The sequence below is a fragment of the Enterococcus sp. AZ196 genome (assembly GCF_050498845.1).
Classification (GTDB): domain Bacteria; phylum Bacillota; class Bacilli; order Lactobacillales; family Enterococcaceae; genus Enterococcus_A; species Enterococcus_A murrayae.
In genome coordinates this window covers 1066131-1086815 of the sequence record NZ_JBIPAM010000002.1, presented here as the reverse complement: position 1 = coordinate 1086815, position 20685 = coordinate 1066131, and the positions used below count along the sequence as shown (strand labels likewise).

Annotated in this window: 20 protein-coding genes; 5 read left to right on the top strand and 15 right to left on the bottom strand. The window is 40.9% G+C overall.

Features of this window, described 5'->3' with window-relative positions; all coding sequences use genetic code 11:
- Positions 1-250: 250 nt before the first annotated feature.
- Together IGI67_RS22880 and IGI67_RS22875 are read right to left on the bottom strand one after the other, a co-directional pair.
- Positions 251-925 (bottom strand): hypothetical protein, encoded by a 675-nt coding sequence (locus tag IGI67_RS22880; protein WP_207108289.1) that lies wholly within the window; start codon positions 923-925, stop codon positions 251-253.
- A 15-nt stretch (positions 926-940) separates the two neighbouring features.
- Positions 941-2059 carry an NAD(P)-dependent alcohol dehydrogenase gene (locus tag IGI67_RS22875; protein WP_429959443.1) on the bottom strand — a complete coding sequence of 373 codons (1119 nt, stop codon included), beginning with the start codon at positions 2057-2059 and terminating at the stop codon, positions 941-943.
- A 321-nt stretch (positions 2060-2380) separates the two neighbouring features.
- Here IGI67_RS22875 and IGI67_RS22870 point away from each other — a divergent pair, with 321 nt between their 5' ends.
- Complete coding sequence (locus tag IGI67_RS22870; RefSeq protein ID WP_429956489.1) at positions 2381-3568, top strand: IS110 family transposase; 1188 nt, start codon at positions 2381-2383, stop codon at positions 3566-3568.
- A gap of 144 nt (positions 3569-3712) precedes the next feature.
- Here the strand turns inward: IGI67_RS22870 and buk are convergent, their stop codons facing one another.
- From buk to IGI67_RS22840, 6 genes are all read right to left on the bottom strand, one after another.
- Positions 3713-4777: a butyrate kinase gene (gene buk / locus IGI67_RS22865; protein WP_429959442.1), complete on the bottom strand. Its 1065-nt coding sequence runs from the start codon at positions 4775-4777 to the stop codon at positions 3713-3715.
- 3 nt (positions 4778-4780) lie between these two features.
- Positions 4781-5674 (bottom strand): phosphate acyltransferase, encoded by an 894-nt coding sequence (locus IGI67_RS22860; protein ID WP_429959441.1) that lies wholly within the window; start codon positions 5672-5674, stop codon positions 4781-4783.
- 9 nt (positions 5675-5683) lie between these two features.
- Positions 5684-7024 carry an aldehyde dehydrogenase family protein gene (locus IGI67_RS22855; RefSeq protein ID WP_429959440.1) on the bottom strand — a complete coding sequence of 447 codons (1341 nt, stop codon included), beginning with the start codon at positions 7022-7024 and terminating at the stop codon, positions 5684-5686.
- Positions 7025-7166: 142 nt separating this feature from the next.
- Positions 7167-7745 (bottom strand): TetR/AcrR family transcriptional regulator, encoded by a 579-nt coding sequence (locus IGI67_RS22850; protein WP_429959439.1) that lies wholly within the window; start codon positions 7743-7745, stop codon positions 7167-7169.
- Positions 7746-7985: 240 nt separating this feature from the next.
- Positions 7986-9935 (bottom strand): glucosaminidase domain-containing protein, encoded by a 1950-nt coding sequence (locus IGI67_RS22845; protein WP_429959438.1) that lies wholly within the window; start codon positions 9933-9935, stop codon positions 7986-7988.
- Between the two features lie 472 nt (positions 9936-10407).
- Complete coding sequence (locus IGI67_RS22840) at positions 10408-10749, bottom strand: hypothetical protein (RefSeq protein ID WP_207108296.1); 342 nt, start codon at positions 10747-10749, stop codon at positions 10408-10410.
- 233 nt (positions 10750-10982) lie between these two features.
- On the opposite strand from IGI67_RS22840, the gene IGI67_RS22835 reads away from it, so the two are divergent.
- Entirely contained in the window at positions 10983-12143 is a 1161-nt protein-coding gene (locus IGI67_RS22835) for a cation diffusion facilitator family transporter (protein WP_429959437.1), read from the top strand.
- A gap of 70 nt (positions 12144-12213) precedes the next feature.
- On the opposite strand, the gene IGI67_RS22830 is transcribed toward IGI67_RS22835, so the two are convergent.
- The 6 genes from IGI67_RS22830 to IGI67_RS22805 all read right to left on the bottom strand — a co-directional run bounded on the left by IGI67_RS22830 (position 12214) and on the right by IGI67_RS22805 (position 18792).
- Entirely contained in the window at positions 12214-14202 is a 1989-nt protein-coding gene (locus IGI67_RS22830) for an FtsX-like permease family protein (RefSeq protein ID WP_429959436.1), read from the bottom strand.
- A gap of 3 nt (positions 14203-14205) precedes the next feature.
- A complete protein-coding gene (locus IGI67_RS22825; RefSeq protein WP_429959435.1) occupies positions 14206-14967 on the bottom strand; it encodes an ABC transporter ATP-binding protein in 762 nt (253 codons plus the stop codon).
- Positions 14968-15110: 143 nt separating this feature from the next.
- Complete coding sequence (locus tag IGI67_RS22820) at positions 15111-16100, bottom strand: ATP-binding protein (RefSeq protein WP_429959434.1); 990 nt, start codon at positions 16098-16100, stop codon at positions 15111-15113.
- A complete protein-coding gene (locus IGI67_RS22815) occupies positions 16097-16777 on the bottom strand; it encodes a response regulator transcription factor (RefSeq protein WP_429959433.1) in 681 nt (226 codons plus the stop codon). The genes IGI67_RS22820 and IGI67_RS22815 overlap by 4 nt, the downstream gene beginning before the upstream one ends.
- A gap of 197 nt (positions 16778-16974) precedes the next feature.
- A complete protein-coding gene (locus tag IGI67_RS22810; RefSeq protein WP_429959432.1) occupies positions 16975-17805 on the bottom strand; it encodes a TIGR03943 family putative permease subunit in 831 nt (276 codons plus the stop codon).
- A 90-nt stretch (positions 17806-17895) separates the two neighbouring features.
- A complete protein-coding gene (locus tag IGI67_RS22805; RefSeq protein WP_429959431.1) occupies positions 17896-18792 on the bottom strand; it encodes a permease in 897 nt (298 codons plus the stop codon).
- A gap of 379 nt (positions 18793-19171) precedes the next feature.
- Here IGI67_RS22805 and IGI67_RS22800 point away from each other — a divergent pair, with 379 nt between their 5' ends.
- The 3 genes from IGI67_RS22800 (at position 19172) to IGI67_RS22790 (ending at position 19869) form a co-directional block, all read left to right on the top strand.
- Entirely contained in the window at positions 19172-19303 is a 132-nt protein-coding gene (locus IGI67_RS22800; RefSeq protein ID WP_301521363.1) for a hypothetical protein, read from the top strand.
- Between the two features lie 141 nt (positions 19304-19444).
- The gene (locus IGI67_RS22795; RefSeq protein ID WP_429959430.1) at positions 19445-19657 is read left to right on the top strand and encodes an XRE family transcriptional regulator; all 213 of its coding nucleotides are present in this window, start codon (positions 19445-19447) and stop codon (positions 19655-19657) included.
- Between the two features lie 11 nt (positions 19658-19668).
- Positions 19669-19869, top strand: coding sequence for a hypothetical protein (locus IGI67_RS22790; RefSeq protein WP_429959429.1), 201 nt, complete (start codon positions 19669-19671; stop codon positions 19867-19869).
- A 50-nt stretch (positions 19870-19919) separates the two neighbouring features.
- On the opposite strand, the gene IGI67_RS22785 is transcribed toward IGI67_RS22790, so the two are convergent.
- Positions 19920-20222: a peptidoglycan-binding domain-containing protein gene (locus tag IGI67_RS22785; protein ID WP_429959428.1), complete on the bottom strand. Its 303-nt coding sequence runs from the start codon at positions 20220-20222 to the stop codon at positions 19920-19922.
- Positions 20223-20685: the final 463 nt, after the last annotated feature.

Here is a 20685-nt window from a genome sequence, read left to right as displayed (position 1 = left end):
CATTACACGCATTTAACTTCCACGCTATCTCTTACTATTAAAATAGCACAGAACGATTTAACTAAAAAGCAGATGAGCGTACTCTTACTAAGAAAATATAAACCAACTTCTCCGTCAAGGCAGCACTCAGAACAAATGAAAAGCCAAATCCCTATTTACTATCCTAATCGATCGTAAACTAAGCGTTTGGCTTTCATTTCGTTAAGTTTTTTTCAAAAAGACGTTAAATCACCTCTTTGCAGAAGACGGATTAAACAGCTTCCTTCTCTGTCATTTTGGCGGTACTGCTGCCTTTTTTCGAAGCAAAAGAAAGGATAATCCCTAATGCGATCGAACTGAAGGCTGCCACGACCACGCGAATATTCTCAGGTAAGAGAAAAACGATCGTGTGGACTGGAATCCAAAAACAAATGCCTACCTTCAACCAGTTGAAGGTAACAAAGGTGGCCCAGTCAATTTTGCCAATCAATCCCTTTAAAGTCACCGGTTCCTTTGCTGCGGAGGTTTCGATCCACAGCTCCATGATTCGATGAAACGTATTCATCGCTGGTGCAAAGGTCAGGTTCATAATGCTGCTTCCACAAAAGGCTTGGGCAAATGATACCCCAGCAAACGGTAGCAGCTTTCCTGCCTGTGCTAAGCCGGCGCCGCCCATAAAGACGGGAAAAACAAGTGTCACCATGCAGCCGATAATGCCCCAAACGACTGCTCGGAGAAGGACTTGAGATGAGAACTGATACTCACCAGCTACGATACGTTTGCCGAATAAATCACCCATCGTGGCTAAAATCCCAAATTGAATGAAGCCGCCGATATAGGGATGGGCACCGCTTGCCGCTAGTATTGGATCTCTGGTAGCTGGGATCACAAATAGGACCAATAATCCTGCCAGCAGAAGACCCCAAACAATGTCCCCTTTTTTCATCTTATCCCCCTCCTATCATTTGGGTGGCTGATACTCTTTATCCATGACCACAACAGCCTTAATGACCTCACCGCTGATGGAATCTGCTTCTGCCTGATTGATATTTTCAAAATCATAGTATTTGATAAATTGATCAAATGGGAACTCCCCGCGTTTGTAAAACTCAATTAAGTTTGGCAAATGGTATTTAGCGATGGTATCTCCAATCAGTACCCCCCGCACTTTTTTATTGCCAAAAACTAAATCGAAGAAGGTATTTACTTCGAAGTTTTTCTGAGTTACTGCCAACGGTACAAAAGTCCCAGAATTACTAACAGAATGAAGGGCTTTCGTCATTACAGGTCCGACTCCCGTTGAATCAATGACATAATCTAGCCCTCGGCCATCCGTCAAGTCCTTGATAAATTTCTCTGGGTCATCTTCCTTGCTGTTAAAGATATGGCTTGCGCCTAGTTCCTTTGCTTTAGCTAATCGCTGGTCATTGATGTCGATCGCAACAATTGGATAGCAGCCGGCGATTTTTGCCGCCATGACTGCAGAGAAGCCTACTGCGCCAGTTCCGAAAACAGCGATTCCTTCACCAACTTTTGGCTGAAGGACGCTTAGAACCGCTCCGCTTCCTGTTCCAAGTCCACAACCTAATGGCCCAAGCAAACGCAAGTCCACGTCCTTATCGACTTTTACGACATTTGATTCTTCTGTCAAGCTGTAGGTTGAGAAGGAAGATTGGTTAAAGAAGTTATTGACCTCCGTGCCATCCTCCGTATGCAGAATGAACTCTCCCCGCGGGTTTTTCCCTAAATTATTGACAGTAAACCATTTTTCACAAGACGATGGATGGCCTTCCGCGCAATGTTTACATTCTCCGCAATAAGCATAGGATAAAATCACATGATCGCCAGGTGCCACTGATGTGACTGCATTTCCGATTCTTTCAACGATTCCCGCACCTTCATGACCTAAAACGTTAGGAAAATTAATACTGTTGCCATTTCTTTCACCATAATCGGAACGGCATAACCCTGATGCCACAACTTTTACCAAGACATCCTTTGAGCCGACCTCCGCTAATTCTAATTCGGTGATTTCATATGGCGCTCCTTTTTCCTTTACTAATGCCGCTTTGACTTTCATTCGTGTTACTCCTTGTATATTAGAGTTAGGGTTTTAACCTTCCGGTTTTGATTGGATAACCCTATGAACCATCGTTATTTAAATTTGGTATTAACTCATTCATTTTGAGATAATATATTTATTGGATTGAGAGGCTATGCCGTTTACTCCTTGAGTTTTTGAAGCTCGTAATCGAAAGACTGGCACCTCTCTCTGATAAGTGGATCACGTATGAGTTAGATGTTGAAAGTTTTTGCTTTACTCCGTATCTCGTACAAGGTAGTGACGCTTTTCAGTTGAGTGGATTTCAATCCAAAATATTTTTTTAGAAAGGTCAAATGCATGTACTTCTTAGGAATTGATATCGGCAAGCGAACCCACGTAGCTTCTTTAATGAGTAAAGAAGGTAAGGTAATATTAAAAGGTTTTTCTTTCCCTAACACTACTGAAGGAGCTGACTCACTGATTGAGCGGATTTCAAAATATTCAGAGACTCCCGCTGACTTTGTTGTCGGAATGGAGGCTACAGGGCATTATTGGCTCTCTATCTTTTCATACCTCCACGAATCAGACTTTTTGATTCACGTTGTGAATCCTCTTCAAACCGATGGCTGGCGCAAAGGAACAGAAATCAGAAAACGAAAAAATGATATTATTGATTCTGTTTTGATTGCAGACTTAATGCGTTATGGTTCCTTTGTAGAAACAGTATTGTCTGATGAAAATGTTTTTTCGTTAAAACAACTTTCACGTTACCGAACCTATTTAGTAGGTACCGTAAGCGACTTCAAACGAAAAATCATAACTATACTAGATCAAGTGTTTCCTGAATATACATCAATTTTTACCAAACAAAGTATTTTCGGAAAAGCGTCTAAAGAGTTATTGCTTGAGTTTAGTTCTCCTGTAGAGCTAGAAGAAATTTCGGCAGAAACGTTGGCTCAATATTTAGCTGAGTTAAGCAGAAACCGAATAAAGCCAGAGAAAGCAGATCAATTGAAGCAAGCAGCTTCTAACTCCTTTGGAGTAAAATTTGCTCAAGAAGCTTTTACATTTCAATTACGCTCCATGATTGAACAATTGAAATTCATCGAAAGCCAAGTAAAGGAGACTGAAAAAGAAATTAAGCGCATAATGAGCGATTTAGACTCCGTTATTCTCACAATCCCTGGAATCGGTCCCATAAATGGCGCGACTATTCTTGGTGAAATTGGAGACATTCACAAATTTTCTAATCCGAAAAAACTGGTTGCTTATGCTGGCATAGACGCTTCTGTGTCCCAATCGGGGCAATATGAAGCAACACATAATGTTATGAGCAAGCGTGGATCTCCTTACTTACGAAAAGCCCTGTTTTCAGCTGCTCTGGTTGCTTCTCAATGTGATCCTGTTTTTCGCGCGTTTTATCAGAAAAAAATTTCTGAAGGTAAGCATCATCTGACGGCCTTAGGTGCTGTTTCTCGTAAGCTTTGTTATGTAATCCATGCTATTTTGACTAAAAATGAACCTTATAAGATTGTTTCCGATTAGCTATTGAACAATCAAAAAAAATCTAATAGTGGAAGGTCTATTTGTTGCACTCATTTTTAGACTTAATTGTTATAAAATATTTTTTTTATTTAGCTATTTTTCACTTGACTCTATATAGTTAGTCTTTCTTAATTTAAGGTATGTTTATCTATAGTGAAACGCTTTCATTTCTTCTTCTCCCAGCACTACCCGTTCTGCCCCTTTCGACAGAGCGATCATCTCGTGTTCGCCAGGCACAGCAACGATTGGCGCGATAAAGCTAACCCGCTTCTTCAATTCCGATACGACCATTTGCGAGTACGCTACACCGCCAGTCAGCACGATACGGTCTACTGCTCCATTTGCTACTGTAGCAAGACTTCCGATTCCTTTAGCAATTTGGTAAATGTAGCCGTCGTAGACTGTTTTTAATTCCTTATCACCTGCGACTATGCGTTCTTCGATTTTTTTGGCGTTACTTGTTCCTGCATAAGATTTTAATCCGCCTTCTCGCTTATAAATCCGCAGCATTTCTTTCAATGAATGCTCATAGCACATCGGCATCAAATATTTCAACGGCAGGCCGCCAGTTCGTTCAGTCGAAAACGGCCCTTCATCATCAGAGATCAAGTCAATCATCTTGCCATTATGATGGATACTGATCGTATTTCCGCCGCCCAAGTGTGCCACGATGAATGTTGCGTTTTGATACTCCAGCCCTTCTTCCCGAGCAACCTTCATTGCCACCGCCCGCATATTTAAGGCATGACCGACACTTTTGCGTTCAATCCCTTTTAGACCTGAGATTCGGGCCACATCTTCAAACTCGTCCACCGACACCGGATCATAAATCAAGGCGATCGTTTTCTCACTGCCCTGCTCCTTGATCTCATTAGCCAAAATGGCTCCTAAATTCGAAGGATGCTCGATTTGTGTGATGTTTTTCAAATAATCGATCATTTCGTCGTTGACCTCATAGGCTCCAGACGAAACGGGAGGCAGGCTGCCGCCGCGCCCAGCTACAGCGTCCAACTCCTTAGGATCAATCCCTTCTTCTTTCATAAATGCTAATAAGATGTCCCGCCGAAATTCCATTTGATCCACGACATTTTGAAACTTCCGTAATTCTTCTGTTGAGTGAGAGATTCCCTGTTCCTTGATAATCTCTCCATCTACATAATAGGAAACCTTGGTCGATGTCGACCCCGGGTTAATTGCTAAAATTTTCATCTGCTATCCCCTCTTGCTGCAATACATGGCGACTACTATCGAATAGGCCTTTTCCTCTTCCGTCGACCCGCGAGAAACCATAACGATCGGCACACTTGCCCCCATGATCAAGCCCGCCATCTTAGCACCGGCCAAAATCGTCAAGCTTTTGCCTAACACATTCATTGTGGTAATATCTGGCCCTACAACGATATCAGCATCTCCAGCCACCGGACTATCGTAGTGCTTGATTTCAGCTACCTCTTTGCTTAGCGAAAGATCTAAAGAAATCGGTCCATCGATCCAACAGCTGTCTGGGGCTTCCGCCTGCAGCTCATTCATAATTTCTTCTGCTTCTATCGTCGATGCAATCTTAGGATTGACTTTTTCTGCGGCGGCTAATAAGCCGACCTTTGGCTTTTTGATCCCAATTTTATTCATCACTTCGATTCCATGCTGAATCAAAATTTTCTTATCCGCTTTGCTTGGTGCGGTGACCATGCCCCCGTCAGTCGTCAACAACAGCTTGTGATAGCTCGGAATCTCATTTAATGCTACATGGCTTAATAAAGCGCTCGTTGCGATGCCCTTCTCACGATCTACCACTGCTTTTAAGAAGGTACGTGTTTGGATATGTCCCTTCATCAAGAAATCGATCTCTTTTTTATGAACCATTTCCACACCAATTGCCGCACACGCTTCTTCGGTATCTGCGGAAACAATTCGCGCAGACAACCCCAGCTGTGCTAAAATCCCGCTTATTTTTTCCTCGTCGCCAATTAAAATCGGTTCTAAATACTCTCTGACTTTTTCGTTAAAAACGGATTGAATCGTCACTTCATCGTTCGCACAAACGACACCAATACGAATTTTTTTGTCACTTGAAAAATTAGCCAGCAGCTCATCAAATTTTTGCATAGCCATCACCTAATCCCATGGATTGCCGTCATGTTTTGGTGGAATCGGCTGTGCAATGCGCGAAATGTTGATCAAATGAGTGTAGGTCAGGTTTTCCGAAATAATATTATTTCCCCAAGAACCGCAGCCCAGCGAAACCGTTGGATTCAGTCCATTGGCTGGAGAGCCGCCGGCATCAATTGTTGGTTGATTCACGACTAAACGACTGACTGGTAATACCTCACCTGCATATATTTGATGCTCTTTTGTATGACTGAACAGCCCTGCCGAATGACCCGCGCCTTCTAATAAGAGGTTTTCCCGTGCAAAGGCCACCGCCTCCTCAAACGTGTCATAGCTTTTCAGTGCCAAAACAGGGGCCATTTTCTCCTTACAGAACAACTCTTCCTTACCAACTGCTTCGACTTTTACCGCAATAATTTGGCTGTCAGCCGGCAGCACAACACCTGCCGCATCAGCGATCACTTTCGGATCCTGACCGATCATTTCTGGATTGGCTTTTCCATCAATAAACAGCGTTTCTCGCAATTTAGCTAATTCTGATTCCTCTGTAATAACCGCCGCTTGTTTGGCACGTAAAGCTTCAAAAACCTCCGTTTCTTTCTCTACTGGATAAAAGAGACTTTGCTGACAAGCACAAACGATCCCATTATCAAAGGAACGGCCAATGACTGATAACTCAGCTGCTGCTTCAACGTCAAAATCTCGGTCTAAAATGGCTTGAACATTGCCTGGTCCTACGCCATAAGCCGGATGTCCGCTAGAATAAGCCGATTTCACCAAGCCCGGACCACCGGTCGCTACGATCAAGTCGACAGATTTCATTAATTCTTGTGACAATTCAATACTTGGCTCTTCAATCACCTGGAGCAGATCTCGTGGTGCCCCAACACTGACAAGTGCTTCACGCATCAATTCAATCGTTTCTTTCGTCGTCTTCTTTGAACGAGGGTGAGGAGAAACGATCATGGCGTTTTTACCTTTCAATGCCATTAACCCATTGCCTAACGGTGTGATCGTCGGATTAGTCGTTGGTGTTACGGACCCGATGACCCCTCGTGGATGAGCAATCTCAATCAGACCTTCCTCAGGAATTTCCTTAATTACCCCAACGGACGGCTTGTCCTTCAAACTAGCAAAAATATTCGTGGCCATCCCCTGATTTTTACCGATTTTATGATCCAAACGTCCCAAACGAGTTTCTTCAATCGCCAACTTTGCTAATGGCTCAGCTTGCTCAAAAACTGCTTTTGAAATCGTATAAAGCATCTTATCTACTTGTGCCTGATCGTACCCGCTAATCTCCTCCATCGCAACACGTGCCTGTTGTACCATTTCTTCAATCGTCATTTTCTCAAGCTCCTTTCATTTTTACATACATCGGTGTATGTATATTGCAACTTCAATATACCCAACTTATGAAAGCGCTGTCAATTTAGTGAAAAAAGGAACTTGCTCGCAAAAGGTTGCTGCGAACAAGTTCCTCTTTTTTTTAAAGATTTGTAAAAATAATCGAAATACTTCGTCTGATGCCCTCCGGCGTGTAATTTTTTGTAACCTCATCCGGTGTTCCCGAACCGTACATTCCCTCAAAATAATTGTAAAGCATGCTTGAAATTGCAGATGCGTCATTCTCATTTAATCCTTCTTTTCTCAAGCCTTCTAAGAAAAATTTATATAAACGTCCGCGTGTTTCACGAAAAGTGTCCAGCAGCTCAGCGAATTCCGGATAGACCTCTAACGTTTTTAATGACTGCTGCATAAACTTAAAGCCTTCTAGGTTTTGAGACGGAACCACCAGTATTTGTACGACTTTCTCTTCAAAGCTCAGGCTTTCATCAAGCATGATTGCTCGTTTTTCCGCCTTGATTTTATCGATTGTCATACGCACAACCTCACCGAATATCTCCGACTTATTTTTAAAATGCCAATACGCCGCTCCACGGCTAACATTCGCATCCTTTGATATTTTGTCTAAAGAAGTATTTTCGAAACCCACTTCATAAAAATTTTGAAATGCCGTTTCTAACAGCCGCTGCTTTGTTATCAAGCTGTCCTGTTTTCGTTTCATTGTCATCTCTCCCGTTTTAAAAAAACAAAAATCCGCTCTTTTCTGCCTCATTTTGACTCTTTTTCATTTCTAGTAAAATTTCACGAAATCTAAGAGATTGTGAAATTTTTCTTTTCTATCTCTGCTGATATTTGTGCCCTCAGCAAAATGAATACGATTCCATTTTCACACAAATGGCTCCTTTTTAAAAGAGAAAAAAGCTGCCAAGTTTTCACTCGACAGCTTTCGCTGATTGAACTATTACTTCATCGGCGGAATAATCGCCAATAAGCCGTTGCTTAAAGTGACATAAATTGAAGAAGTGGTAGGCAACGCTTCATTAAACGTATCCTTCACAGGTAAAGCCGTTGCTGCTAAAGCAATCAAGCTCTCACTGCGGAAAAGATTAACAAAATGCTTCGTCGACATCACTTGTGGAATACGCGGACTATTGAGAATACTTGCAATCAATTTTGCTTGTACTTGATCGTTCACATCAATCTTCGCTTTTGTTGCTTTGATTTCAGGCCCGGTAGCTTTTTCTTTGGTCTCTTTCGCATGATCGAACTCAGTTAAGTCATAAGCACTGATGATCGCATTCAATTTTTCTGCGTATTGCTTATCTGTCGCATAGCGTCCTTGAAGATGTTTGGTGGCATCCTTGTAAGATTCTGTTTGATCTTTCCAAGTGGCTTTGTAGAAATCATTGTTGCCTGAGATGCCTTTTTTAATTAATTTCGCGTAATCTTCTAACGACTCCTTATAGGAAGGATATTTCCTAAACTCAGAGGTAATCTGGAAGCTTGCGCCGACATTATCCTGTTCTAACGTTTGGAAGGTGACACCTTGATCCTTGTATTTCCCTTTGATCCCAAACAAGTTGTAGTTTGGTTCACTGGCTAATGAACTATTCCCCGATCCGCTTTCTAAAATCGCTTGTGCGATCATAACAGAGGAGTAAATGCCATTCTTCTGTCCAATTTCACGGGAAGTTTCGCCAATTTTTTTAATAAATTGATCTGTTGTTTGATTCTTGTTAAAAATAAATGGCTGGTTCGGGCTGTATTCTCCAAAAGCGTTCGACAATGAACCGGTTGCTTTTGGTAAGCCGGCGATGTTCACACGAACCGCAAAGGTTGGCGCAAACGCGCTGATACTGCCGATTTTCACTACATCACCTGGCTGCGGTGCATGGATATATTGACCATTGCCGATGTAAATAGCCACGTGTGTGGTGACACTCGTCGGTGCTCCCCAGAATAATAGATCCCCTGGCTGCGCTTCGCTAACCGGAATCTGCGTTCCAGCATATTGCTGATCCCCTGTCCAGCCGCCGATATTATGGCCAGTTGCATTCGCATAAACTACATAGGCTAAGCCAGAACAGTCAAATGCATTTGGTCCCTTAGCTCCCCATACATAGGGCTTTCCAAGATGACGGTAGGCTTCTTGGACGATCGCCGTTTGCACCTCATTACTAAAGGTTGGTGCCGCTTGATTAGAAGGAACACGAACATCGGAAGCTGATCCATCCGCTTCAGGCTGGCGATTTGCTGCTGCCTGCTCTTGATTCGCTGATGGGGTGTTCACAGCTGGTTTTTGTGTATTTTGTTTGTTTGAATTATTGGCAGGCTTATCGTTGTTCGTATTATTTTGATTATTGCTATTACCTGTATTGCCGCCAGGTTTTTCTTCTGGCTTCGGCGTTGGTGTAGGCGCTGGTTTCTCTTCCTTCACCGTTTCTAGTTGAATGGATACATCTGAATCCGGCATCGTAAATATGCCGTTAACCTCAGCGCTTGATAAAATCACTGCTCCTGTTGCTGCATTGACCGCTTTAACCTCTTTTACCTTGACACCTTCAGGTAATGTCACTGAGTAATGAACCACAGTGTTAGCGATTAATCCTTTATCGGATGTATATTGAAAAGCAATCTGTGCGCCATTCGCATCACTAAACGTATTATTAGCCATTGGATTGCCATTGGCTAATAAATTGTATTGGGTCGGTTCAGGTTCAGGAGCTGGTGCTTCAGAACTTTCTGTGCTTCCTGGAGTTGAACTTTCGGTCGATTGTTGATTTGATGAAGTCGTAGCAGGATCGCTGGCCACTGTTCCACTTTCTTCAGCAAGCGCTTGTTGTGAAGATAAAATAGTTGGGCCAAACAACGTTCCCAATGCTAGTAAACTCACAATCTTATTGTACTTCACATCTATACCTCATTTCCAAATTAAATATACGTGCATATATAATTATTTTTCTTAATTACTTACTATAATATCATTAATTTAAATGCCTGTCTAAGGAGTTGATCATTGTTCATAAAATCTTCTAAATTAACAATACACAAAAATGGATTTTATTGATTTAGACATACTTTATCTTTTTAATGACTGCTATATCAATAATTGCTTCAAAAATGAAACATAAAATATAAAATGGCTATTCAAAAAGATTTCCCCCTTTCCCTAACAATAATCGATTTATTTAACACAATATTAAAAAAGTGAAATGAATTAGTTGACGAAAATAAATATTTTTATAAGTAAACATACGCAATAAAGTAAAAAAGTCTCGAATAATCAGCGATTCACTGACTATTCGAGACTTTTCGTATTTAAAAGCTTCTATATTATAGAATAAATTGGCGCTGAACAACCGCTCTTTAAGTTTTTTTGATTGCTAAACCTTCTCTTTAACGATTTTTTGCATCAATTTTGAAATGGCACGTTCGTGAAAATGCGTCATTCGGACGCTTTCGCCGTTTTCTGTGCGCCAAATCTTATTTTCATAAAAACCAACACTGTCCCGTTTCCCATCCATCAGCTCTTTGGCGTATCCCAGAACAAGACGAATCGCTTCACGTGTAGGCTCATCACTCTTAAAATACCCTGGATAGCTGCGCAGGTATTCATCGAGATCACTATTATGGGATACTTTCCAATCTTCAATGAAATCTTCTAATGCTGTGACTACATTACTCGTTTGAATCTTCCATAGTGTTATATCTACCTGATTTTTCATAATCATACCTCCATTATTCAATCCCTTTACTCTTCCTATTATAAAGGGTTTTCATTTTAATCGGCTGAGATATCCGGAAATTTTCTATTAAAAAAACTAAAAGAAGCTCCATTGATTTGGAGTAAACCTTTTACATTTGAGGTTTACCTTTTATCTGAGACAGTGGATTTGACTTCTTATTGTTTGTCATTTCAGTTATACTAATAGTAATTGAATGATAAGGATGATTTTTTATGCTAACACTTTTAATAAATAAAATTACAGAACGTTCGAAGGGAAACAAGCGAACCAGTGTTGGAATCTTGGCGGGAGTCTTAGGGTTGATCTCAAACCTTGTCCTCTTTCTCGCCAAATTTTTTATTGGTTCACTTTCAGGAAGTGTCTCGATTATGGCGGATGCAATGAACAACTTATCCGATACGGCTTCGTCCTTCATTACCCTTGCCGGCTTTAAAATTGCTGGCAAGCCAGCCGATGAGGATCATCCTTACGGTCATGAACGCTTTGAATATATCAGCGGCTTCGTCATCTCCATTTTAGTGACCTATGTCGGGTTTCGTTTTTTAGACAGCTCTTTTGTTAAAATTCTGCATCCTAGCAGTGTGCTGCTTTCTCCAATTGTCTACATCGTTTTGGTCTTATCGATTTTAATGAAGTTCTGGCAATCCTTTATGTATCGCAGATTGAGTCGCGAAATCAATTCTGATACCCTAAAGGCCACCGCCCAAGACAGTATCAACGATGTCTATACGACCATCGCGGTTTTGATTTCTGCTGTTATCGAATGGTTCAGCGGCTGGCGTATCGACGGCTATATCGGCTTTCTGATCGCCTTGTACATCATTTATTCAGGGATCAAAATGATTATGGGTTTCATCAATGATTTGATGGGCGTTCGTCCGCGCGAGGAAGAGGTTTTAGCGATTCGCAAGCATTTGGATAACTATCCAGACATCATCGGCTACCATGATCTGTTGATTCATAGCTATGGACCAAATAGTGTATTCGCTTCTGTTCATATTGAAGTCAATCAAGATTGGAGCCTGTCTCACGCCCATGAAGTGATTGATACGATCGAATACGATGTAAAACAGAATCTAGGCGTCGATCTGGTTTGTCATTTAGACCCTTATCCGATCGATGATCCCGATTTCAAACGAATCGCTCCTGAGTTAAAGAAAATTTTGAAGGACATCCACCAGCAGCTGCGGTTTCATGATTTGCGTGTAGATAAAAACACTACTCCAGAAACGATTTATTTCGATTTGGTCGTGCCTGAGGATTTAAAAAAGGTCACCAACTCGCAATTGCAGGATCAAATCAGCAGTCGCTTTATTACGCAAAGTGAGCCGGCAAAATTAAGCATTACCTTTGATCGAACCTATTTATTATAGCGAAAAAGCATTAGTCGAATGCTGTGCTCCTTCTATATAAAGGAAGCACAGCAAAACGACCAATGCTTTTTTAGCTTTTTCGTTCAACTAATTGATAGTAGGTTCGGGCCGTCAGCCGATAGACGATAAAATACAGTAGGGCAAAGATGACGGTCACGATCCCGCAAATAAGCAGGAACAGCTGCCAATTTACCAAACCAAATAGAACAAGCAGCTTTCGAATAAGTGGAAAAGCAAATGCCAAATGGATAACTGCGATTACCAATGGGAAAGAAAACACCATTGATACTTGACTGCGAATAACCTTTTTGACCTCCTTGTGCCCCATCCCCACCTTTTGTAAGATTTCAAAGCGCTCACGATCATCCATACCCTCAGAGATTTGTTTATAGTAAATGATCAAGGCTGTCGCCAAAATGAAGGTCGCACCGAATGTGATCCCTAAAAACATAAAGCCGGCGGTAATTAATCGGTTCTCAGATACAAAGGTCGCTTTGTCATCGAAAGTGTACTGGCGTTCTCCTAAAGCCTGCTGCATTTCGTATCGCAACGCTTGCGCAAAGTCTATCCGTTTCTTTTCCCCTTTTAAATCAATATTGAATAGAAAGCTGTACTTAGGACCGCGTTCCCTATTGTCCGCTTTTTTAGGAATCCAGCTATTCAAGCAACGATCGATAACCTGTTGATTTGCCATCACTACCACAAAGGAATCGGTCAATTCAACCTGTTGATTGATTCCTGGGAATTGATGGATTCGCTTTTTGATTTGAAAGCTCTGATTTTTGAATGTTAATTTATCTGATTGGTGATCACCGCTAACAGGATAGAAATAAATCTCATCCTCCTTCAGCTCCGGCTTTTCCTTCGTATGCTTTTCATATTCCTGTGCAGTCATAAAGAGCATCATGACAGCGGTAGATGCTTTTGAACTATAGTAATCGTTCAAATTCAAGTAGCTATAAGAATCCGCTTTGGGAGAAAACATGATGCTTTGTGTCGAGGTCAAATACACCTGGTCAAAAATCGGCGCTTGCTTCTCTGCACTGACCTTGCTGATGATTTTTTTAACCTGTTCGGGCTGATGGTTCGTTGTAATCGCGACATCTCGTGGATAACGTGACTCCTCAACGTCCTTCTTTCCGAGATAAAGACTTGCCGTTGTGGCTACAGTAACTAAGACCATTGTCGATAGAATACAAATACTGGCTAACCCTGCTGCATTTTGCTTCATCCGATACATCATGCTTGAGACCGAAATAAAATGATTCGTCTTGTAATAAAAACGTGGATTCCTTTTTAACAGCTTCAGCAAGGCAATACTTCCAGCCGTAAATAAGAAATAGGTGCCGAAAATGACTAAAACAACGGCTACAAAAAACAAGTTCAATGCATTCAATGGCGATTCAATCGTTACAGCGATCCAATAGGCACTGACGATACATACTAGCCCTATGATTGCTAATAACCAACGTGCTTTCGGTTCCTGCTCCCCTTTTTTGGCGCCTTGTAAAAGGGTGATAGGCTTTGTTCGTTTAATTTGCAGACAGTTGATTAAAAATAGCAAGAAGAAGATTCCGGCAAACAGCATAGTAACGAAGCCTAAGCTTTCAGGCATAATTTTAAAGACAAACTCCGTTCCGACACCGATCATTCGATGCAGCACTAGAAAAGCGAGCTTCGATAGCACTAAACCCGTAATCAAACCGCTGATCACCACTAGTAAAAAACTGAGAAACGATTCCCAGATCAACAGCTGATAAAGCTCGCTCTTGCCTAATCCTAAGATATTGTACAAGCCCAGCTCTCTTTTTCGCTGCTTCAGCAGGAAGCTATTCGTATAAAAAGAAAAGATCACAGTAAAAATCATAATAATAATATGGCCCAGACCAAACATTGAGCTGGCGGAAGCTCCGCCCGGTAATGCGCGCATCCCTTCATTATTCACAATGATTTGTGTCATCGTATTGATCGCCACTAAAAACAACATCGAAATTAGAAAGGGCGAGTAGCCGCGATGATTTTTTCTTAAGTTAGTAAAAGCTAATTTTCCATAAAACATCCGTTACGCCTCCTTTGATTGCAAGGCTGTCAATGTCTCGTTGATGGTTTCCAAAAACTCATAGTTATCCTTGTTCCCTCGATAAAGCTGGTGGTAAACCTGGCCATCCTTAATGAAAAGCACACGTTTCGCATGACTGGCCGCGATCGAGCTATGGGTCACCATCAAAATCGTCTGCCCATTATAATTCAGGCGTTGAAAAATTTGCAGCAGCTGTTCAGAGGTCTTGGAGTCCAACGCCCCTGTCGGCTCATCGGCTAACAGCAAATCTGGGTTGGTAATGATCGCTCTTGCCACAGCCACTCGCTGTTTTTGACCGCCGGACAATTCGTAAGGATATTTTTCTAATAGCTTTTCAATCCCTAAAGCCTGAACCACCGGGGTAAGTCTATTCATTAATTGATTGACCGGTGTTCGGGATAAAACTAAGGGCAATAAAATATTGTCCTTAACTGAAAATGTATCCAATAAATTAAAATCCTGAAAGACAAACCCAAGATGGTCTCGCCGAAAAGCGGCCGCGTTTTTTTCCTTAATGATGTTCAAGTCCATTCCATCTAATAAAATCGTTCCCGAAGATGGCTTGTCCAATGTCGCGATCAGATTTAACAAGGTACTTTTTCCTGAACCTGATTCCCCCATGATTGCGACATAATCACTCTTTTCAACAGAAAAATCGATCGCTCGCAATGCTTCTACAGGCATTCCTTTGAACTGAGTTTGATAAACCTTTTTAACGTTTTCCACTTTTAATAGTTCATTCATTGTGAAATCCTCCTTGTTCAGCTTGATGTAATCGGTCCTAACCAAAAAAACTAGGTCAGCCCTGCTACTTCATCATAGAATGTCGCCCTTAAAAACACTACTTACGAAAATAAATCCAAACTTACAATCATGAAAGTTTGGATTTATTCAAACGCTGATATTTCTTCAGGAAAGACGATGGTAACCGCTGTTCCTTTTTTTACCTTTGATTCAATATAGATGCGGCAGCCTAATTTAGCTGCTGCCTCCTTGCTTAGATACAGACCTAGCCCGCTGGCTCTTTGCTGCTCTCGGCCATTTAACCCGGTATAGCCCTTTTCAAAAACTCTCGGTAAGTCCTCCGCCTGAATCCCCATTCCCGTGTCACGAATCGTTAGCTGATTATCCGCAAAAGAAATGCTGATCGTTCCATTTTCAGTATATTTGATCGCGTTAAAAATGACCTGCTCTAAAATAAAAATCAGCCACTTTTTATCCGAATAGACCACACCCTCAAGCTGTCCAAGCTGCAGGCTTAGATCCTTTTGGGAGAAAAAGGTCGCATATTTTTTTACAACTGATTTTACAACTTTTTCAATTGATAATTGCTGAAAAACCAAATCCGCTTGGTCTAAATTTTGACGCATGTAATTTAAAATCATCTGCAGGTATTCATTGATCTTAAAGACTTCATTTTTCATCATTCGGGGCTCCAGCTGCCCTGATTGAATCAATAGATCTAAAGCTGCGACGGGGGTCTTGATTTGATGCAGCCAGAGTCCAAAGTCGTTCAGCATGTCCTTTTGCTTTTGCTGAAGCGCTTCTTGCTGTTGATTTTTAGTTTCCAAAACCAATCGTAACGTTTCTTGATAATTCTTCTCGCTCAAGGTCTGCGCTTTTGGCAGAAAAACTAGGCTGCCTAGCTGTAAATCCTTCGTTATTAATTGCTCCAGCCGCTTTTGCTTGCGTGCCGCTCGATAAAAAGAGACGATGGAATAGACCACCAGCATAAACATTGTAAACAGCCAGCCATCCCAAAAAGGCGCGAAGTCTAGTTCATAAAGATAAAATGTCAAAAAGATCAAGCCCCAGAAAACAACATACATCCCATAGACGATCCGCCGTTCATAAAAAAAACTTTTTAGCAGCTTCATTTTTTTCCCTCTATTAAGTATCCTTTGTTTTTGACCGTTTGAATCAAGCTGTTGATTCCAAAATCATTCAGCTTCTTGCGTAATCGCGTCAAATTAACCGCCAAAGTATTGTTGTCAATAAAATCATCACTTTGCCACAAGGTCTCAATGATTTGCTCCCGCGGAACGATTTTCCCCTGCGCGGAAAAGAGGACACTCAGGATACGTGATTCATTGGGGGTTAAGGGCAAGTGATCCTTTGACGATTGAATTTGATTAATCGCCGGCACAAACTGATACTCGTCAAAAGAATATGTCAGCTGTTGTCCGTATTGATAACTGCGCCGCAGCAATGCTTGGATCTTTGCTAATAAAATGGTCAGCTCAAATGGTTTTTCAATGAACTCATCAGCTCCCATATTCAAAGCCATCACCTGATTCATTTGATCTTTGGCAGAAGACAAGAAAATGATCGGCACCTCAGATACCTTTCGAATCTCTTGACACCAATAAAAACCATTAAAATAAGGCAAAGAGATATCTAGGATGACTAAATCCGGCTGCGCCTTTTGATAATCATCAAAAACATGCTGAAAATCAGTTGCGGCGGCACATTCCATTCCCCACTGTGTCAAATGCTGCTGAATGACCGAAACGATCGTCATGTCGTCTTCTACAAGAAAAATTTTACTCGTCATTTATCGTACCTTCTACTTTTTCCTTTTATTATACTAGAAAACTCCCTCATAATAGAAGATTCATTTTGTAAAACGCTGGGAAGTTCAACAAAAGTTTTTTTGAAAAATACTTTACAAAAAGAAAGCCAAACAACCATTTTACCTTCAATTATGAAAGTATTTGATCGTTTGGCCTTTGTTTATTCTTTTTTCTGTAGTTAGAATGCTCGGTAGACGTATTGATTTTTTGGTGCACTGACTGTCTGTACGCTGCTGACTTCAACTGATGGGATTTGCCGATCAAAAGGCTCAAAGAAATCCAGCGTGAGTATTCCTTCAACATGCAGCCACTGATTATTCTTCACCGTCAAGTGCTCCGGCAATTTGGTCATCAAGCCAAACACGCCAGAATCAGCAACACAGTGAATGATCCCAAAACGGAACAGAAAGTCGTATTTCTGATTGTTCTTATTCGCTTCATATACGAAGCCGCTAAATGAAACCTTTTTGCCGACGAAAGAATTAGGATAATTATAGATTAATTCCATCATCTCTAAGTAATTTTCATCCGTAATCACCAATTGTTGATCAGCCTCGTATTTCTTCATCAGCTTCGTCATCTGATCGTTATAGTCGCTTTTATTGTAATAGATACTCGTATCAGGCTTCAAATACTGTGTGCTCATCTCAGGGTCCCCCACGGATTCCTTGCTGATAGGAAAACTAAACCCTTTCGCTTCAACAATCGTCGTATCTAGGCTAATCGTTGGAAACAGCGTACCTGCAATCAACGGAAGCACTAGCAGTAAATAAGCCATTCCTCTTTGATAAGGTTTATTCAAGCCGTGATCGTGCCCTTCATGAACCAGCTGCTGTTCTTTCCCACTCGCCCATATTCTCAGCTGTACCAGAGCCAATAAAAGCGACAAAAACATCGTCAGAAAAATTAAATAGCGATAATGCACGTTGATGTATTGATCTAATTTTCCAGAAACCTGCAGGTACATCATCCATTCAAAATAGCCAGATAAAATCAGAAAACGTATCATCATTTCGCTCCTTTGTTGTTTAAGTATTCCTTTAATCTCAATACTGCGTGTCATTCGTCCAAAATAGTGTTCATTTGCGAATCTGTCAGTCTAGATCACAAGCGCATAAATCGTGACAATCACACTAATCAAAGCAATCAATTGCAGAATAAATTTCCCATGAAAACTGCGCTTCATCATCATCAAGTTTTTGATATCCACCATTGGGCCAAAAACGAGAAAGCCCACGATGGCATTGGTGCCAAACAGGCTTAATAAGGATGAGCCGACAAAGGCATCCGCTTCCGAACAAAGCGACATAGTAAAGGCCAAAAACAGCATCACTAAAATACCGATGATTTTAGATGAGGTCAGCTGCAGCATAAATTGCGTAGGCAAAAAGACCTGCATCCCGCTGGCGATTAAGGCGCCAATAATCAAATAGCGTCCCGTGTCAAAGAATTCATCGATTCCATGAACGAGGACGGACCAAATTTTCCCGCCAAAAGCTGGAGTTTCTTCTTGGTCGTGCTGATGATCCTCGTGAATATGCCCCACTGACTTCAAAATCGGTGAACGATTGAAATAGGCGATCCATGAGCCCACAATCAAAGCCACAACAAAACTACCTATTGCTCTCAATAAGGCAAATCGGACACTGTTGCCGAACGCGATATACGTTGAAAATAAAACGATGGGGTTGATGATTGGAGCAGTCACCATAAATGCAAATGCCGTATGCTCCGGCACTCCCTTACGCATGAACTGCGTAACGATCGGTACGATCCCGCATTCGCATGAAGGAAAAAAGAACCCTAAAAAGGAGCCGACAAGAATTGCTAGAAATCTATTTTTAGGCAGGATTCTTTTTACCCGTTCAGGTGTTAAAAAGACCTGCAGCGCTCCTGAGATGAGGCAGCCTAATAGAACAAAAGGGATCGCCTCGATGACAATCGATAGAAAGATCGCGCTCATTTGTAAAATCGAATGTGGCAGAAAATTAAACATGTCTCTCCTCCAAAATTTTCACTGTTTAAAGATATACTCTTTTTCTTCAAAAGATACAAGAAATTTTCGATTCACAAACTTTTTTTTACCTTTTTTTATCGTTTAGCCCTTTTGAAACACAAAAAAACCCGCTCATAAAGAGCGGGTTAGTATTTGCTATTTTACAGCGTCTTTTATTATGGCAGTTTTATCACTTGTTCAAACTGGTCAAAACTCGCTTTAAATCAACGTTTAATAACAATTTGTTTACGATAAAAATTCGAGCTAGAACGGACTAGTTGAGATTTTTTGCCCCTTTTTTGCCCCCTTTTTATTCGAGAATTCTGTTGACTTAATACGCATTGCGTATTATAATAAGAGTATAGAAAGGGGGAAGGAAATGCTAGAGAAAATCATAGCTTCAATAATCACTCTCATAACTGCTCGTCAGCTTTGGCACAGCGGGACAAAAGCAAAGTATGAGAGCGAAATCAAGAAGCTAGAGCTTCAAAAGAAGCGCAGAGGGGGCTAACCCCTTCTCTGCTTCTTCTTTAATTCTAGCATATATATTATGATAAATGTAGTGGACATCATTCTCGGCCTTTCAATTATTGCCCTCGTATTTGCTGGCGTTCGATATCTCTATTACAAGAAATTTAAGTAGGTGTTTAGTGTGAAATGGTTTGATATGTACAAAAGAGATTTTGGTTTCACGAGCAACTATAAACTCGCCCAGGCAACAAAGATAATGCCTAGTAGTTTGACACGCTTGAACAATTCTAATGACTGGGAAAATGTGAAAATTGGTACAATGATCCGTTTAGCCAATGCCGCCGACAAAACGCTAGATGATTTTGTAGAATACCTCAGAAACCAAAAAGTATAGGAGAGTGAAAAATGAAGTTTGGCATTAGAAAACCAAGTATTAAGAAGTCATTTAAGGCTAGAACTACGGGGAAAGCAAAACGAAAAGTCAAAAAAGTTAGTAGTCCAGGATACGGTAAAAAAGGAGCAGGTTGGGTCAAAGACCCTAAAAAAGCGGCTTATAACAAAGGCTACAAAAAGACGACCGCTAGCTTTTGGGATATATTCAAATAGAAAAACTCACACCCGTTATTAAAGTTAAGGGTGTGAGTTTTTTGTCAGTTCTATTTATATCCCATAGCTCTCCATGTAGCTTTGCCAACGATCCCATCAGCTTTCAATCCTCTACCATACTGATAATACCAAACAGCGTTATAAGTATCTTTCCCGAAAACTCCGTCAACCTTGACTCCCACTATTCGTTGAACAATCTTAACATCGTTTCCCATAGAACCATAAGCCAATAAAGGCTTTGCTTTCGCAGCTTCTACCGTTTCTGCACCAATCAAATCATTGGCTACAGGAGTAACACCTGTTACAACTCCTAAACTAACTACTGCCATCAACCCAATAATAACTTTTTTCATAAAATAACCTCCATTTTCATTATTTATAATACTATCACATAACTTCTATATGTTCAATATGTTTTCGAAAAGAGATAATTAATATAAAATAAAGCAATATAGTTAGTTCGTAATTGTTAAAAATAATAATTCTAAATAGAAAAAGCACTCGTCATGAGTGCTTTTTCCGTATGTCTTGCAAATAATACTCAGCTGAGCAATGGGTACAAAAATGGACTGGCGGAACGTATGGGAGGTCCCCACCAGTCTTGGAACCAGAATTGTTAGCAATGACACTAACATTTTTTATTATATCAAACAAATATTTTGTGTCAAATTACAAAAAAAGAGCAGATCAACTCATTTACGAATCAATCTGCTAGATAATTTTGAGGTCAACAACGAGCAAGCTGCCGACAACTTACTTATAACTTACAAAGAATTTGTGTCAATTAAAAAAGGCTCGGCACGCTTTCTGGGAAAA